This window comes from Devosia riboflavina, assembly GCF_000743575.1.
In the GTDB taxonomy this organism is placed as follows: domain Bacteria; phylum Pseudomonadota; class Alphaproteobacteria; order Rhizobiales; family Devosiaceae; genus Devosia; species Devosia riboflavina.
In genome coordinates this window covers 1-15380 of sequence record NZ_JQGC01000022.1, presented here as the reverse complement: position 1 = coordinate 15380, position 15380 = coordinate 1, and the positions used below count along the sequence as shown (strand labels likewise).

At 63.3% G+C, this 15380-nt stretch carries 14 protein-coding genes; 6 read left to right on the top strand and 8 right to left on the bottom strand.

Annotation, left to right across the window (positions count from 1 at the left end; translation table 11 throughout):
* Nucleotides 1-118 precede the first annotated feature (118 nt).
* Nucleotides 119-1117: an ABC transporter ATP-binding protein gene (locus JP75_RS27110; RefSeq protein WP_035086055.1), complete on the top strand. Its 999-nt coding sequence runs from the start codon at nt 119-121 to the stop codon at nt 1115-1117.
* Nucleotides 1107-2093: an ABC transporter ATP-binding protein gene (locus JP75_RS27105; RefSeq protein WP_084587797.1), complete on the top strand. Its 987-nt coding sequence runs from the start codon at nt 1107-1109 to the stop codon at nt 2091-2093. The genes JP75_RS27110 and JP75_RS27105 overlap by 11 nt, the downstream gene beginning before the upstream one ends.
* Nucleotides 2094-2148: 55 nt before the next feature.
* Here the strand turns inward: JP75_RS27105 and JP75_RS19105 are convergent, their stop codons facing one another.
* The 4 genes from JP75_RS19105 to JP75_RS19090 are packed head-to-tail and all read right to left on the bottom strand — an operon-like array spanning nt 2149 to nt 8143.
* Nucleotides 2149-3510 carry a M20/M25/M40 family metallo-hydrolase gene (locus tag JP75_RS19105; protein WP_035086054.1) on the bottom strand — a complete coding sequence of 454 codons (1362 nt, stop codon included), beginning with the start codon at nt 3508-3510 and terminating at the stop codon, nt 2149-2151.
* Nucleotides 3507-5540 carry a hydantoinase/oxoprolinase family protein gene (locus tag JP75_RS19100; protein ID WP_035086052.1) on the bottom strand — a complete coding sequence of 678 codons (2034 nt, stop codon included), beginning with the start codon at nt 5538-5540 and terminating at the stop codon, nt 3507-3509. Before JP75_RS19100 ends, JP75_RS19105 begins: the two co-directional genes overlap by 4 nt.
* Nucleotide 5541: 1 nt before the next feature.
* Nucleotides 5542-7371: a hydantoinase B/oxoprolinase family protein gene (locus tag JP75_RS19095; protein WP_035086051.1), complete on the bottom strand. Its 1830-nt coding sequence runs from the start codon at nt 7369-7371 to the stop codon at nt 5542-5544.
* A gap of 52 nt (nt 7372-7423) precedes the next feature.
* A complete protein-coding gene (locus JP75_RS19090) occupies nt 7424-8143 on the bottom strand; it encodes a GntR family transcriptional regulator (RefSeq protein WP_084587796.1) in 720 nt (239 codons plus the stop codon).
* 200 nt (nt 8144-8343) lie between these two features.
* On the opposite strand from JP75_RS19090, the gene JP75_RS19085 reads away from it, so the two are divergent.
* Nucleotides 8344-10068 carry a M28 family peptidase gene (locus JP75_RS19085; protein WP_035086047.1) on the top strand — a complete coding sequence of 575 codons (1725 nt, stop codon included), beginning with the start codon at nt 8344-8346 and terminating at the stop codon, nt 10066-10068.
* Between the two features lie 131 nt (nt 10069-10199).
* Nucleotides 10200-11225, top strand: a complete 1026-nt coding sequence (locus JP75_RS19080) for an aldo/keto reductase (RefSeq protein WP_051960934.1) — start codon at nt 10200-10202, stop codon at nt 11223-11225.
* Between the two features lie 54 nt (nt 11226-11279).
* Here the strand turns inward: JP75_RS19080 and JP75_RS19075 are convergent, their stop codons facing one another.
* Nucleotides 11280-12056, bottom strand: a complete 777-nt coding sequence (locus JP75_RS19075) for a class I SAM-dependent methyltransferase (protein WP_035086046.1) — start codon at nt 12054-12056, stop codon at nt 11280-11282.
* A gap of 100 nt (nt 12057-12156) precedes the next feature.
* On the opposite strand from JP75_RS19075, the gene JP75_RS19070 reads away from it, so the two are divergent.
* The gene (locus tag JP75_RS19070) at nt 12157-13041 is read left to right on the top strand and encodes a LysR substrate-binding domain-containing protein (protein WP_035086044.1); all 885 of its coding nucleotides are present in this window, start codon (nt 12157-12159) and stop codon (nt 13039-13041) included.
* Here JP75_RS19070 and JP75_RS19065 read toward each other — a convergent pair.
* A complete protein-coding gene (locus tag JP75_RS19065) occupies nt 13021-13443 on the bottom strand; it encodes an NUDIX hydrolase (RefSeq protein WP_035086042.1) in 423 nt (140 codons plus the stop codon). The genes JP75_RS19070 and JP75_RS19065 overlap by 21 nt on opposite strands.
* Before the next feature lie 36 nt (nt 13444-13479).
* On the opposite strand from JP75_RS19065, the gene JP75_RS19060 reads away from it, so the two are divergent.
* Complete coding sequence (locus JP75_RS19060; RefSeq protein ID WP_035086040.1) at nt 13480-13686, top strand: TOBE domain-containing protein; 207 nt, start codon at nt 13480-13482, stop codon at nt 13684-13686.
* A 56-nt stretch (nt 13687-13742) separates the two neighbouring features.
* Here the strand turns inward: JP75_RS19060 and JP75_RS19055 are convergent, their stop codons facing one another.
* Complete coding sequence (locus JP75_RS19055; RefSeq protein ID WP_035086038.1) at nt 13743-14537, bottom strand: sugar isomerase domain-containing protein; 795 nt, start codon at nt 14535-14537, stop codon at nt 13743-13745.
* 19 nt (nt 14538-14556) lie between these two features.
* A complete protein-coding gene (locus JP75_RS19050; RefSeq protein ID WP_035086037.1) occupies nt 14557-15306 on the bottom strand; it encodes a GntR family transcriptional regulator in 750 nt (249 codons plus the stop codon).
* Between the last annotated feature and the right edge of the window lie 74 nt (nt 15307-15380).

Here is a 15380-nt window from a genome sequence, read left to right as displayed (position 1 = left end):
CATTCCTAACATTGCGGATCATCATGGTCTCGCTGTTGAATTGGCACCCAAGTGTTGCGATGCGCTCAAAGCCGTGTCAAGGATTGTCGTACAATTTCTGAGCGAGGTATTGTCACTGATGACGAAACAGGCAGACGAGCGCCCAGTGCTGTCGGTGTCAGGCCTCGATGTCAGCTTCCGCACCATGCGCGGCGAGGTGAAGGCGGTCAGCGATGTATCGTTCGACCTCAAGCGCGGCGAAGTGCTGGCGCTGGTGGGGGAATCCGGCTCAGGAAAATCGGTTTCGACGCGCGCGGTGATGGGCATTGTCCGCGGCAATGCGACGATCAATGCGCGGCGCATGGAGCTGGCGGGGCATGACCTGCTCACCGCCGACGAGGAGCAGAAACGCAAGCTGCGTGGGCGTGTGATCAGCCTGGTTTTCCAGGACGCGCTCTCGGCGCTCAACCCGGTTCTCTCCATCGGCGACCAGCTTGGCGAGCTCTATCGCACCCACCTCAATGTCTCCAAAAAGGAGGCGCGGGAGCGCTCGATCGAGCTGTTGCGCTCGGTGCATCTGGCCTCGGCCGACAAGCGCATCGACGACTATCCGCACCAGTTTTCCGGCGGCATGCGGCAGCGCATTCTCATCGCTTCGGCCATCGCGCTGAAACCCGAAGTGCTGATTGCCGACGAGCCGACGACGGCGCTCGACGTGACTGTTCAGGCCCAGATTCTGGACCTTTTGGACGAGCTGCGCGACGAATTGGGCATGGCCATCCTGCTCATCACCCATGACCTCGGCGTCGTGGCGCGCATGGCTGAACGGGTGGCCGTGATGTATGCCGGGCGCCTCGTCGAAACCGGCAGTGTCGACGATATTTTCCGGGCGCCTTCCCACCCCTATACGGCGGCGCTGATGGCCTCGGCACCGCGCATCGAGACCGTGGAAAAACTCGAGCCGATCAAGGGTTCGCCGCCCAATCTGATTGCGCCGCCACCGGGCTGCGCCTTCAATCCGCGCTGCACGCATCTGGGCGATTTGTGCACCAAGGTCCGCCCGGAACTTATCGGCGATCTTCCGGGGCGTAGCCGCGCCTGTCACTATCCGCTGGTGGAGACTGCCCATGTCGGCTGAACCGATCCTTGAAGCCCGTGGCCTCTCCAAGACTTTTCGTGCCGGTGGCGCCGTGTTCGGTAAGCCTTTTCAGGCGGTGAAAGACGTGAGTCTGGCCGTTATGCCGGGCGAAACGCTGGCGGTGGTGGGTGAGTCCGGTTGCGGCAAGTCCACGCTGGCGCGCATGCTGGTGGGCCTCGAAACCCCGGATGAAGGCGAAATCCTCTTCCGTGGCGCCCCGATCAAGCGGGATCGCGCGCTGCGTCGGCAGGTGCAGATGGTGTTTCAGGATCCCTATCTGTCGCTCAATCCGCGCCGCACCGTGCTCGATATCGTGGCCGAACCGCTCGATGTGCATGGGCTTGCTAAGGGTGCTCCGCGCACGGCACGGGTTGAAGAACTTTTGACGGCGGTGGGTCTCGATCCCGCCGCGTCGAGCCGTTTTCCACATGAATTTTCAGGCGGCCAGCGCCAGCGCATCGGTATTGCGCGCGCATTGGCGGCTGAACCATCGGTTCTGGTCTGCGACGAGCCGGTTTCGGCCCTCGACGTGTCAGTTCAGGCGCAGGTGGTGAACCTGCTGATCGACCTGCAGAAGCGACTCGGTATCGCGATTATCTTCATTGCCCACGATCTCGCCGTGGTGCGCGCCATCTCGCATCGGGTGATGGTGATGTATCTCGGCCGTGCGGTCGAAGAGGGCGGTGCCGACCGGGTTCTGGTGACGCCAAACCATCCCTACACCGTCGCTTTGCGCGGCTCTGCATTGGAGCCAGACCCCGCGCGGGCGCGTCTGGCACGCGGCAAGGCGACGCGTGGCGAGCCGCCCAATCCGGTCAATCCGCCGCCGGGCTGTCGCTTCAATCCGCGCTGCCCGCGGGTGACAGATGAGTGCCGCACGAATGAGCCGCAAATGAAGCGGCATACCGATGCGGCCGGCGTTAGCGGCGTTGCCTGCTATCATCCGGTGCATGAGGCGGTCGAACTCAACGCGTAGGAAACAGAAAAGGCGGCCGGAGCGATCCGGCCGCCTTTTTCATGCGTGAAATCGTTCAGACGCGGCCGAGGCGGTCGAGAAGCGCGGCGCCGGTGCGGATACCTTTCAGGAACAGGTCGATTTCCATGTTCTCGTTGGGCGCGTGGTTGGCTTCGTCGGCATTGGCATAGGGCATGACGAAGGCGGGGACGCCGAGTACCTTGGTAAAGACATAGTCGGGCAGGCTACCGCCGGCCGATGGATAAACCAGCGGTTGCTCGTTGCGGGCTTCAACGATGGCTTCCTGGATCAGCTTGCCCCAGGGGTCATCGAGCGGCGTGCGCGAGGGCAGCATGGAGCCATAGGTGATGACTTCCACCTCCGGCGCGTGCTTCGCAACGTGAGCCTTTACGCAGGCATAGATGTGTTCCGGCGTCATGGCTTCGACGAGGCGGATGTCGCATTTGGCGACGGCCTCGCAGGGCAGAACTGATTTGGTGCCCGGCCCGCCATAGCCACCGTGAAGACCATTGATGGTCAGGGTCGGATGGAACATCAGCCGGTCCCAGAAGGGACGATCGGCGGGTTCATCGAGGCGCGTCAGGCCCATATCGGCCATATATTCCGGCAGATCGAGCGGCAGTGCCTTGGTCGCGGCGATGTCGGCTTCGGTCGGCGGAATGATCTGGTCGTGCAAGCCGTCGATGGTGATACGGCCATCGGGGGTCTTCATGGTCGAGAGCAGATGCACCAGCGTCCAGACGGCATTGGGCATGACGCCGCCATAGTTGCCCGAATGGGCATCGCGGGCGGCGGTGCGGACGCGCAGCTCGAACGAGGTCATGCCGCGCACGCCATAGGTCAGCGTCGAATTGCCGGATTCGTGCAGCGGGCCATCGGCCGTGACCACGAAGTCGGCCTTGAGTTGATCCTTGTGGTCACGCACGAAATCGGCGATCTGCGGCGAGCCGATCTCTTCTTCGCCTTCAAGCAAGAAAATGACATTGCAGGGCAGGGTGCCGTGCACCTTCAGATGCGCCTCGATGGCCATGATCTGCGCGAAATGCTGGCCCTTGTTGTCGCCAACGCCGCGGGCATAGATGCGCCCATTGCGGATGGTCGGTTCGAAGGGCGGGCTGTCCCATAGTTCCAGTGGATCGGGCGGCTGCACGTCATAGTGGCCGTAGAGCAGCACGGTAGGCTTTGCCGGATCGACATTGTAGCGGGCGAGGACGAAGGGATGGCCCTTGGTCGGGATCGCCTCGACTTCCATACCCAGCTCGCCCAGCATTTTGACGAGAAGTTCCGAGACTTCGCGGATGCCGATATTGTGCGCGCTGATCGACGGGTTGCGCACATAGTCGATGAGGCGGGCGATATATTCGTCGTGCCGGGCTTCGATATGGGCGAAGACCGGGCTGAGCGTCGGCGAGGTCATGCTGCTTCCTTGGTGAGGATGATACCGCCCGAGGCATGCACCTTGCCCTGCCAGCCGACAGCGACGAAGGTCGTGGTATCGAGCTGTGTCAGGATGACGGGACCGGCAAAGGTCGCACCGGCGCCGAGTTTTGCGCGGTCGAGAACGGGCACATCGACCTGCCTGCCGCCGATGCTGACGGCCGTGTGCTCTTCGGGCGCAGGCGTTGTGCCCGGCGCAAGTTCGACGGCGGGGGGCACGGCGGCAAGACCAGTTGCGTGAACGCGCAGGGTGACGAGCTCGATCGGGGCGCCGAGATTGAAGCCATAAAGCGCCTTGTGGGCGGTCTGGAAATTGGCCTCGACCTCTGCGCGATTGGCGGCATAGGCGACGGCGATTTCGCCGCCCTGGCCGGCATAGCGCATCAGCGCTACGCGTTCGATAACGCGCGCTTCGGCGGCAACGTCTTCCTCATCGAGCCAGGCTTTTGCCTGCTCTTCGAGTTCGGCGATGATCGGCTCGGTTGCAGTCGGGTCCATGGCGCTTGGGATGGCCATGGCGCGTGAAAATTCCGACTTGAGATCGGCGGCCAGCAGGCCATCGGCGCAGAGCACGCCGGGAGCCGGGGTGATGAGCACGCTCTTGATGCCGAGAAGATCGGCAAGGGCGCAGCCATGGAGCGGGCCGGCGCCGCCAAACGGTACGAGGGTGAAATCACGCGGATCGTGGCCGCGCTCGACCGAGACGACGCGCATGGCACCGACCATGTGATTGTCGGCAATGGCGAGGATGCCGCGGGCTGCGGTCTCCAGATCGAGACCGAGCGGTTCGGCAATGGTCATCACCGCGCGCTTGGCTGCTTCGACATCGAGCACCATGCTGCCGCCGAGGAGGCGGGCCGGCAACTGGCCGAGGGCAACGTGGGCGTCGGTCACGGTAGGTTCGGTGCCGCCTTTGCCGTAGCAGGCGGGGCCCGGCCAGGCGCCGGCGCTTTCAGGGCCGACAGTAAGAGCGCCGTCCTTGATGCGGGCAAGCGAGCCGCCGCCGGCGCCGATGGTGATCATGTCGACCATGGGCAAAGCCAGCGGCCACTCGCCGACGGCACCATGCTGGGTAAGGCCGATCTGGCCGCCCTTGATGAGGCAGATATCGGCCGAGGTGCCGCCGATGTCATTGGTGATGATGTCCTCGATGCCGCAGGCCGCGGCCGCGGCGCGGGCGCCGACGACGCCGGCTGCGGGGCCGGAAAGGGCCGTTAGGGCAGGGGCGACGCGGATCTTTGGCGCGCCGGCGACGCCGCCATTGGACTGCATCAGCATCAGCGGCGGGGTGGCGCCCTCGTCGTCGAGGCGCTTTTCGAGGTTTTTCACATAGGTGGTCACGCCCGGCATGACGGTGGCGTTGAGCACTGTGGTCAGGCTGCGCTCATATTCGCGCACCACCGGCAGTACGTCGCTGGAAACAGTGACGGCGAGATCGGGCAGTTCCTCGCGCAGAATTTCGGCCACGCGACGTTCATGCGTGGGATTGGCATAGGCGTGGATGAGGCAGACGGCGACGGCTTGCACATTCATGCCGCGGATCTTTTCGGCGGCGGCGCGAACGGTTGCTTCATCGAGCGTTTCGAGGACGGCGCCACCCGCAGCGATGCGCTCGTCGACTTCGACGATGCGGCTCGAGGGCACCGGGGGAACCGGCTTGACCCAGGTATAGAGATTGGCCTTGCGCGGAATATCCTGGCGGCCGATCGCCAGCACGTGGCGGAAGCCGCGCGTGGTGACGAGGGCGGTGCGGGCGCCCTTGCCTTCGAGGATCATATTGGTGGCAACGGTCGTGCCGTGCAGCACCTGATCGAGATCGGCAGCCGAAGCGCCGGCCTGCTGCAGGGCAAGGCGGATGCCGTTGAGGAAAGCTTCCGAAGGATCCGAAGGGATGGACGGGGTCTTGGCGCGCCAGGAGCGGCCAGCGCCATCGACCAGCGCGACGTCGGTAAAGGTGCCACCGATATCAACGGCAACGGCGAGATTGGTTGGGCTATTTTCCGTGGCCATATCAGGCGAGCTCATCGATATAGGTATTGCGGTGGAAGGGTTTGGTCGCCGGGCGGTCGGCGCGCAGTTTTTCTGTGGCTTCGACGTCGAGTTGGTCGTCAGCGATCACGACGCCATAGAAGGTCTTGGCAGCATCGGCGGTGACGAAACCGCCGCGGACGTCCTCGAGCACGCGTTCAGCCGGACGATCATAGGGGTGGCCCATGCCGCCACCACCACCGGTGCGGATGCGCAGAATATCGCCCTTCTTGAGCGCCGTGCCGTCCGAGAGTGGCGGAATCTTGCGCTCTTCGGGCGTGCCGGGATTGACGACGATGGAGCCGCCCCCGCCGGACATGCCGCCCGCATAGCCCCAGGGCGGGTTCTTGACGCCGTCGATGCGGATGGCGAGGAGCGCTTCATCGGCGAGGATTTCATATTCGCGGATGATGCCGGTGCCGCCGCGGAAACGGCCGGGGCCGCCGGAATCGGGCACGACGCCATATTGGCGCAGACGGATGGGATAGCCGCCTTCGAGGAATTCGACAGGATAGTTTTCCTGCGCCACGAAATAGACTGCGTCGATGCCATCGGCAAAGTCGCGGGCGCCGTAGCCGACGCCGATGCCGTCAGCGAGGAGGAACGGCTTTGGCGTGCCGGTTTCCTTGCCAAAAGTGCCGCGCATGATGGTAACGACATAGGCCGAGTGCGCCGCGGGGGCGCCACCCTTGCCGCGATTGACGAGGCCATTGAGCACCGCGAGCATGCGCATCATGGTCAGACCGCGCATGCCGAGTGGGGCGGGGAAGCGCGGCTGGACGATGGAGCCTTCGCGGAGGCGCACTTCATCGATGGCGAGCGGGCCGCCGGCATTGACCACCTGACTGGGGTCGCCGCCGAGGAAATAAAGCCCCAGCGCCATGCCGGGCACGCCCTTGTTCATGATGAGATTGACGGGACCCGGGGCCTGATCGTCGCTCTCGGTCGCATCGAAGATGAAGCGGTCTTCGCCGTTGGCACCCTTTTCGCGGGTGATAGCGAAGCGCAGGCTGAACGGGCCATTGCCGTGGCCGTCGCTGTCGATCTGGTCGGAGAACTTGTAGGTGCCGTAATCAAAGGTTTCGGCGAGGCGGCGACGCACGAGGGTACGCGTGCGGTCGAGGAGCTGGGCGAGCGCGTCGGACACGGTATCGGCGCCGTGGCGCGCGACGACTTCGGCAACACGGGTGACGCCGAGTTTTACGGACGCCATGAGCGCGGACATGTCGCCTTCGCTCTGGGCCGGAAAGCGCGAATTGCGGTGGAAGATGGCGAGCGCCATTTCGTTGACGACGCCCGCATCGACCAGCTTGGTCGGCGGGATGATGATGCCTTCCTGATAGATGGACGTGGCATCGGGGCTGATGGAGCCGGGATGTAGGCCGCCGATATCGGCGAAGTGGGCCCAGCTCATCACGAAGGCGCAGAGGCGATCGCCATGGAAGACCGGCGCGAGGAGCACCTGGTCGTTCGAGTGGGTGACAGCGCCCTTGGAGCCATAGCAGTCGTTGTACCAGTAGAGGTCGCCCGGCTTCATGGTTTCGCGCGGGAAGTGCTCGAAGACTGGCGAGGTCAGATCGCCGAAGATCGGCACCATCGAACCCACGGCCATGACGCCACGTTCGTCGAAGAGGGCGGTATAAAAGTCCTTCTTTTCGCGGATGAAGGCGGAAATGGCGGTGCGCTCGATCAGGGCTTCCATTTCGCGCTGGGTCGCCATGATCGCCCCGCGGATGATTTCCAGCGTCACCGGATCGCAAATGGGGGCAGTATCCGGCGCCAGGGCCGGCATGGCGGATGAGAGCGGTGTCATCAAAAGCCTTCCAGAGAGAAAAGAAGAGAAAGTATCGGGAGCGTGCGCGGCACTATTCATCCCGGTCCATATGGCGGAGCACGGCGTCGGCGGAGCGACGCACATAGATCCGGGTGGCGCGCTCGGCGGCGGCAATATCGCGGGCGGTGATGCCGGCGATGATGGCGCGCACACCTTCCATGCCGGTTTCGAGCTGGCCAGGCTCGTCCATGGCGTAGATGCGGAGCATGTTGACGCGGGAGCGGAGCTGGTCGAGCATTTCGGCAGCGATCTGGTTATCCGCGACATCGGTCATGAAGCGCAGGAATTTCGACATGGTCTCGGCCATGCCGACCTTGTCGCCGTTCGAGCCCGCTTCCAGCAGGCGACGACCGAAATCCTGCGCTGCGGCAATATCTTCGTCCGTGGCGCAGGCGAGGAAACTGCGCACGGTGATCGCTTCAAGCTCGGTGCGGATTTCGTAGATTTCGTGGACGTGTTTTCGCGTCAACCGCGCCACACGGAGCCCGCTATGGGGAATGACGCTGACGAGCTTTTCGGCCTCCAGCCGGCGCGCGACTTCGCGTACCACGGTGCGGCTGATGCCGAAGGCTTCGCAAAGTTCGCGTTCGGTCAGACGCGTATCCGGCGCGATGCGACCTTCCATGATGGCGGTGCGAACGGAGTCAAAAACCCGATCGCGGGCGAGCTGACGCGTTTGCGTGCTCTCCTCCGCCAGCTCATCGGCCATGTGCGATGCATCAACCTGAAAGATTCTACGCAAGTCGCTCATCAGTATCGGTCGCCCCAAGGGAAAATGGGTGGGTCATCCTGCATTTGGCCGTCTTGGTCAAATCGGTGCGACGGCGTGTTGGAATGACTGTAACGAGGGTGTTTCGCAAAGCCTAGCGGAAAATTGTCGTACAATCCGGATTGTCGTACAATTTATCTTGGGGCATCGTGGGCCGTCACATCGCACTAAGAGGGTTCAGCATGCTCGACACGGCCATCAAAAACGCCATCGCCCAGGTCAATGCCGACGCGGCATGGCCGCTGGTGGAGGCCTTTTCCACCATGCCACGCTGGAAGCCGGAAGACGTCGAAGCCTCTGCCCATGATATTGCCCGGCGCCTTGGAGAGCTTGGCGTGCCGGTCGAAATGCTCGAAGCCTCGCTTTATCTCTCCATTCCATATGAGGCATCGGTTGCGGCCAATGGCAAGACCTATGCCTCCAAGCCTCCCGCCTATTCGCTGAGCTGCCCCGAGGGCATGAGCGGCATGCTGCACCATGTGCCGGGCGCACTGGCCGCCAGCGTCGGCAGCTTTTACGAAAAGAACCGGGACGAGGCCGCGGCCGCCGAAGAGCGCATTCGCGGCAAGATCGTGCTCACCGATGGCTTTGCCTCGCCCAACAAGGTGCTCGAATTCCAGGAAAAGGGCGCCATCGGCGTCATCGCGGTCAACCCGGGCGTCGACCGGCATTGGGGCATCTGTTCGTCGGTCTGGGGTTCGCCCGATCTCAATGGCCTGCCGCGCAAGCCGGTGATCCCGGTTGCCGTGGTCAACAACCCCGACGGGCAGGAACTAATCGCGCTCGCCAAGGCCGGTGGCAGTGTCACCATCAAGACCCGGCTCGAAGAGGGCTGGTTCAAGTCCATTGTTCCGGTGGTCAACGTGCCCGGCGCAGTCGAGCCGGAAAAGTTCGTGCTGCTCGCTGGCCACTACGACAGTTGGGATGTCGGGGTGGGCGACAATGCGACGGGTGACGCGGCCATGCTCGAAATCGCCCGCGTCCTCTGGCACAATCGTGGCGATCTCCGCCGCTCGGTGCGTATCGCCTGGTGGCCGGGCCATTCCACCGGTCGCTATGCCGGCTCGGCCTGGTATGCCGATGCCTTCGCGCTCGATCTCGACGACAACTGCGTCGCGCAGGTCAATTGCGATAGCCCTGGCTGCCGTTGGGCCGATGTCTATGAAAATGTCGCGGTGATGAGCGAGGCCAATGGCCTTTGCACCGATGTCATCCGCGAGGTCGCCGATCTACCCTTCCACGGCGAACGTCCGCTCCGCGCCGGCGACTATTCCTTCAATAATATCGGGCTTTCGAGCTTCTTCATGCTGTCCTCCACCATGACGGTCGAGAAGCGCAAGGAGATGAACTATTACACCGTCGGCGGCTGCGGCGGGAACATCGCCTGGCACACCGAAAACGATCTGATGGACATTGCCGACCGCGATATTCTCATTCGCGATATCAAGGTCTATCTGGCCGGCATCATGGCGGTGGCCAATGCAACGATCCTGCCTTTCGACTGGCGCGCAACGGCTGTCGAGTTCAAGGCGACGCTGGAGAAATATCAGAAGGCGGCAGGTGACGACGCCGCGCTGCTCGATCCGGTTGCAGCAGAGCTGGCTGGTCTCGGTGTTGCGCTCGAGGCTTTCTATGCCGGCATTGCGGCCGGCACAGTAGACGAGACGCGGGCCAATGCGGTGATCCAGCAACTCGCCCGCATTCTCGTGCCGCTCAACTATACGCGCGGTCCGCGCTTCACCCACGATCCGGCCCTGCCGGTGCCGGGCCTTCCCGCGCTTTCCGTGGCGAGCGAGCTTGGGACGCATGGGCCGGAAACCATCGGCTTTGCCCGTACCCAGCTTATGCGTGGTGCCAATCGTACGGCTGCGGCGCTGCGCCAGGCCGCGCGCCTGCTGGCAATCTGAAGCAGGGACTTGGCTGGGTATGCGCCCGGCCAAGTCTATTTGTTGCCACGGCTGGGCAGGATGGGGCAGCCGTTGTAAATGGTTCGTCCGTTGTCGGCCCTGAGGCTCGACCTAGCACTCCTGGACGTATCATGACCTATCGCGCTGCCCCCGGTCGCTACGAGACCATGCAATATCGCCATGCCGGTCGCTCCGGCCTGAAACTGCCCGTCATCAGTCTCGGCCTCTGGCAGAATTTTGGTGGCGCGCGGGACTATCCTTCGGCCTTTGAAATGCTCGGCGCGGCCTTCGATGCCGGAATCACGCATTTCGACCTTGCCAACAACTACGGCCCGCCTCCCGGATCGGCCGAAGAATTGTTCGGGCAGGTGATGGCCCGCGATTTCAGGCCCTATCGCGATGAGCTGATCATTTCGTCCAAAGCCGGCTATCAGATGTGGGATGGCCCCTATGGCGAATGGGGGAGCCGCAAGAACCTTATCGCTTCCGCCGATCAGTCGCTGAAGCGGCTTGGCCTCGATTATGTCGACGTCTTCTATTCGCACCGCTTCGATCCCAAGACGCCGCTCGAAGAAACCATGGGCGCGCTGGCAACGCTCGTGGCTCAGGGCAAGACGCTCTATGTCGGCATTTCCAATTATCCGGAAGCCGAGACGCGCGCGGCCGATGCCATTCTTAAAAACCTCGGCGTGCCCTGCATCCTGCATCAGCCGAGCTATTCCATCCTCAATCGCTGGATCGAGGACGACAAGACGGTGGATGCCTGTGGCGAATTGGGCATCGGCATGATTGCCTTTTCACCGCTGGCGCAGGGCGTGCTGTCGGGCAAGTACAATAGCGGCGATACCGAAGGCGCTCGCGGCACGAGCAACAATCCGTTCCTCAAGGCCGATCGGATCAAGCCCGAAACCCTCGACGCGGTGGGCAAGCTTGCGGCTATCGCCAGGGCACGCGGCCAGACCCTGCCGCAAATGGCCCTGGCCTGGGTACTGCGCCGGCCCGAACTGACCTCGGCGCTGATCGGCATCCGGACGCTGGGGCAATTGCAGGACAATCTCGGTGTGCTCAACAATCTGAGCTTTGCGCCGGAAGAAATCGCCGCCATCGACGCGGCGACGGCCAACGGACTGACGCCCGGGCATCCGCGCTGGTGGTAGGCACTATGGGTGTGTCAGAGAGCCTGGGCTTTTGGACACACCGCATGATCGACATCACGGCCGCCCCACGAGAAGGCGAAGCGAGCCTTCGAAGAAGGGTTGTGAGCGCAGTTGGCCGTGTTGGCGGTCCCATCGGCCGGACTGAAGATCGTCCGAAAGGCGTTTTGCGAAGCGCTCGCCTACGGATGGATCGACAAAGCTCCAGGCCGAATTGGCGAGGCGGGCGCCGGGATCGAGGAGGCTTTCGGGCCGGCCGTAATAGGCCTCGCTAAAGCCGTCGGTGCAGGCGAGCGGGATGGGCACCGGCAGGATGTCGACGGAGCCGCCGAGGCCCGCGGCGATCCCGTCCATGGATGGATAGCGGCTGGCTTCGACGGAGATCGCTTCGGGCGCATAGTCATTGAGCCAGAAGGTGTCGAGTTTGGTCGGGTCACATGTCAGGACCAAAACGGGACCGCTGGTGACACGGCGCATTTCGGTGAGGCCGGCCTTGAGGTCTTTCCACTGGTGCACGGTGAATGTCGCCATGCTGGCGTGGAACGCACCATCGGCAAAGGGCAGGTTTTCGGCGGTGCCGTCGATTGCCTGGTTCAGATGGGCCGGACGCTGGGCGCGCATGGAGTCGGAAGGTTCGACGGCCGTTACCTCTCTGTCAGTGGGTTCATAGGAACCGGCTCCGGCGCCGACATTGAGCACTGTGCTGGCATTGCCGAGCGCCTTGAGAATGAAACCGGCGATATGCGGATCGGGCTGGCGATAGCGGCGATAATTCGTGCCGATGACGCCGTAATTGGCGTCGCCGGCGCTGCCATCCTGGTGGCGGGCTGACATGGGCTTGTTTCCTTTCGTCACAATATGCCCGAAGGAAAGCATTGGTTTTAGTGGTTGAAAAACGATAAGTCTGAACAGTCGATGTTCGGAAAATGCACAAATGCGTCGTCTGCCATCTCTCAATGCGCTCAGGGCTTTCGAAGCGGCCGGCCGGCATGGCCGCATGACGCTGGCGGCCGAGGAGCTGCATGTGACCCACAGCGCCATCAGCCGGCAGGTGCAGCATCTGGAGGATCTTTTGGGCGTGGCGCTGTTTGCCGGTCCGAAAAACAGGATGCAGCTCACCGAGGCCGGGGCGACCCTGCTGGCGGGGCTAAGCCTGGCCTTCGATCAGATGGATCTGGCGGTGCGGTCGGTGGCGGATACGGCGGAGGGGCCGCTTGATGTGTCGTGTCCCGGCACTTTTACCATGCGCTGGCTGATCCCGCGGCTCTATCGGTTCAGCGATGCCTATCCCGACATCGAAGTGCGATTGTCGGCATCGAGCCAGCCGGTCGACTTTCAGCGCGATGCCTTCGATATCGCCATTCGCGCGGCGCCGGGGCCATGGCCGGTGGATGCCGAGGTCATCGAGCTTTTTCCCGAGAGGATCGGGCCGGTGATTTCTCCAAAACTCCATGATCGGCATGGTGGAAATCTCGAAAAACTCACATTGCTGCATACCCGTAGCCGGCGGCACGCCTGGCAGGTCTGGGCGAGGCAGGCCGGGGTGGCGGTGACCGGTGATGAGGGCGTCGAATATGAGCATTTCTATTTCATGATCGAGGCCGCGCTATCGGGGCTCGGCATCTCCATCGCGCCATGGCCCATGGTGTCGGACGATCTCGCCTCCGGCCGGCTGGTGGCGCCCTATGGCTTCGTCGATAGTGGCCAGAGCTATGTCGTCGTCCGTCGCAACCGGCAGCACCGCAAGTCGCAGCTCTTTTGCGATTGGCTGGTGGAAGAGGCGCGGCAGTTCGAAAGTCTAGCCTTGCCGTCGGTGTAAGAGGGCAGGGAGGATGTGGTCGCTGGTCAGCAGGGCGAGCGTGATGTCGCCTGGGGCGGTGGGGTCTATCCAGCGCAGCTCTTCGATTTCGGCCTGGACGACCAGGGCCTCGTCGCATCGGCACCAGAACACGTCGGCAAAGACCAGGGTATCGGGCTCGTTGGCGGCAGTCGCGGAGAAGCGTCCGATGGATTCGAGCGGGCGGGTGAGGCGAATGCCGAGCTCTTCTTCCACTTCGCGCAAAACGGCATCTGCAGCGGCCTCGCCCGGTTCGAGCTTGCCGCCCGGCTGCATGAAGGCCGAGGTGCCGCGCTTGCGCACAAGCGCAATCATGCCGTCGGCGCGTTCGATGACGCAGGCGGCGATGTGGATTTCCCGTGGCGGGTTTTCGGCGGGTGGCATGGGGCTTATCTATCTCATGACCATGGAGGTATTCGCATGAAGATCAGTGCCCGGAACCAGCTCAAGGGTAAAGTCGTGGAAGTCGTCAAGGGCGCGACCACGGCCCATGTCCGCATCGACATTGGCGGCTCTATCGTGACGGCCTCGATCACCAATCAGGCGGTCGATGAGCTTGGCCTGGAAGTCGGCAAAGACGCCTACGCGGTCGTCAAGGCGTCCGACGTCATGGTTGCGGTCGACTGACCGGCGCAAGCACGAGCGGGTGAACCTGCTCGCGCCTGGTCGCCCTTGGCGGTGCGTCAGCCTTCGTTGGCCATGGTCTTCTTGAACTGGGCCAGATGCTTGGACTGGGCATCGATCATCTTTTCGCGGTACTGACCATAGATGATGTCGGTATCGTGCAGGGTCACGCCCGGAATGGTGGGCGAGGCGAAGACCGGCAATTCAATACCCTTGTCGGCCAGCTTCTGTGCCGTGCGCGACACCAGTTCGTGCATCATGATCATGGCGAGGACGGTCGAGGAGCCGGACACCGGACGGCTCCAGCCCTTGATGTCGACGATGGCGTCTTCCACCGGCGCGCCGGTGTCGATGACGATGTCGGAAGCATGCGGCAGGCGTTTTCCGGAGCTATGGGTTGCAGGCTTGCTGGCATTGGACTTGGCCGTGATGGCAATCACGGTGAGGCCGCGTTCCTTGGCATAGAGGGCGGTGTCGATGCCCGAGGCATTGCTGCCCGAATGGCCGAAAATGACGATGGTGTCGCCGGGATTGAGCGGCTGATGGTCGAGGAACTTTTCGGCATATTTTTCGGTGCGTTCGAGCCAGAGCAGTTCGCGCACGCCGCCGGCGCCCAGAATATTGTGCCACATGACGCGCGGGTCGGTCAGCGGATTGAAGCCGAGATAAGAACCGTAGCGCGGATAGGTTTCCTGCACCGGCAGCACCGAGTGACCCGAGCCGTAGAGATGCACGAGGCCGCCATTGGCGAGGGTATCGCTCATGGCCTTGGAGGCAGCTTCGAATGCGGCTTCGTTTTCGCCGGCAGTCTTTTCGGCGATGGCCGCGAGCTTGGAAATGAAGAGAGTGGACATGGGGTCTGGCCTTTCAAAACTAGACGTAGAGGGTTGAGCGGATTTCGTAGCGGTCGGCCCGCATGGTTGAGACCGCGAATTCGAAGGGGCTGCGCTGGTCGAAGGTGATGCGCTCGACCTCGAAGGCCGGAGTACCGACGGGCAGTTCGAGATCGGAGGCATCGCCCGCGGCGACGGCGCCGACGCGGTAGACTTCCTTGGCCTTGACCGGGACAATGCCGGCATTGTCCTTGAGCCAGCGATAGAGCGAGGTCACGTCCGAGGCAGCTTCGAAGAGGCCGGGCACACGGGCGGACGGCAGGTGCGTCGTCTGGATGCCGATGGGCTGGCCATTGCCGAGACGCAGGCGGCGGAGCTGTACGACGCTATCGCCCTCGGCGATTTCGAGCGCTTCGGCGATTTCGCGCGTCGCGGAAATGACCTGCGCGAGGAGGAGGCGCGTACCCGGCGAGACCGCGAGGGTCTGCATTTCATCGGTGAAACTGGTGAGGCCGCGGACGCCGGCCACCATGGTCGCCGAGCGCACAAAAGTGCCGCGGCCATGCTCGCGACGGAGCATGCCGGCTTCTTCGAGATTGCGCAGGGCGTGGCGCAGGGTAATGCGGGAAATGCCGAGCATTTCGCACAGGCGATCCTCATTGGGGATTTGCAGGCCCGGAGCCCATTCGCCTTGATCGATGAGGTCGCGCAGTGCCATTTCCGCCTGGTGCCATAGCGGTTCCGGACGGCGCCGGTCGGGGCGCACCAGGCCCGCAGGTTCGTCGCTCATTATGTCCTCCTCCAGTTGGGGCCGAGAGCCCCGGCATAGGCTGCGCCGACGAGCCCAGCCCGGGCGCCGTGCTG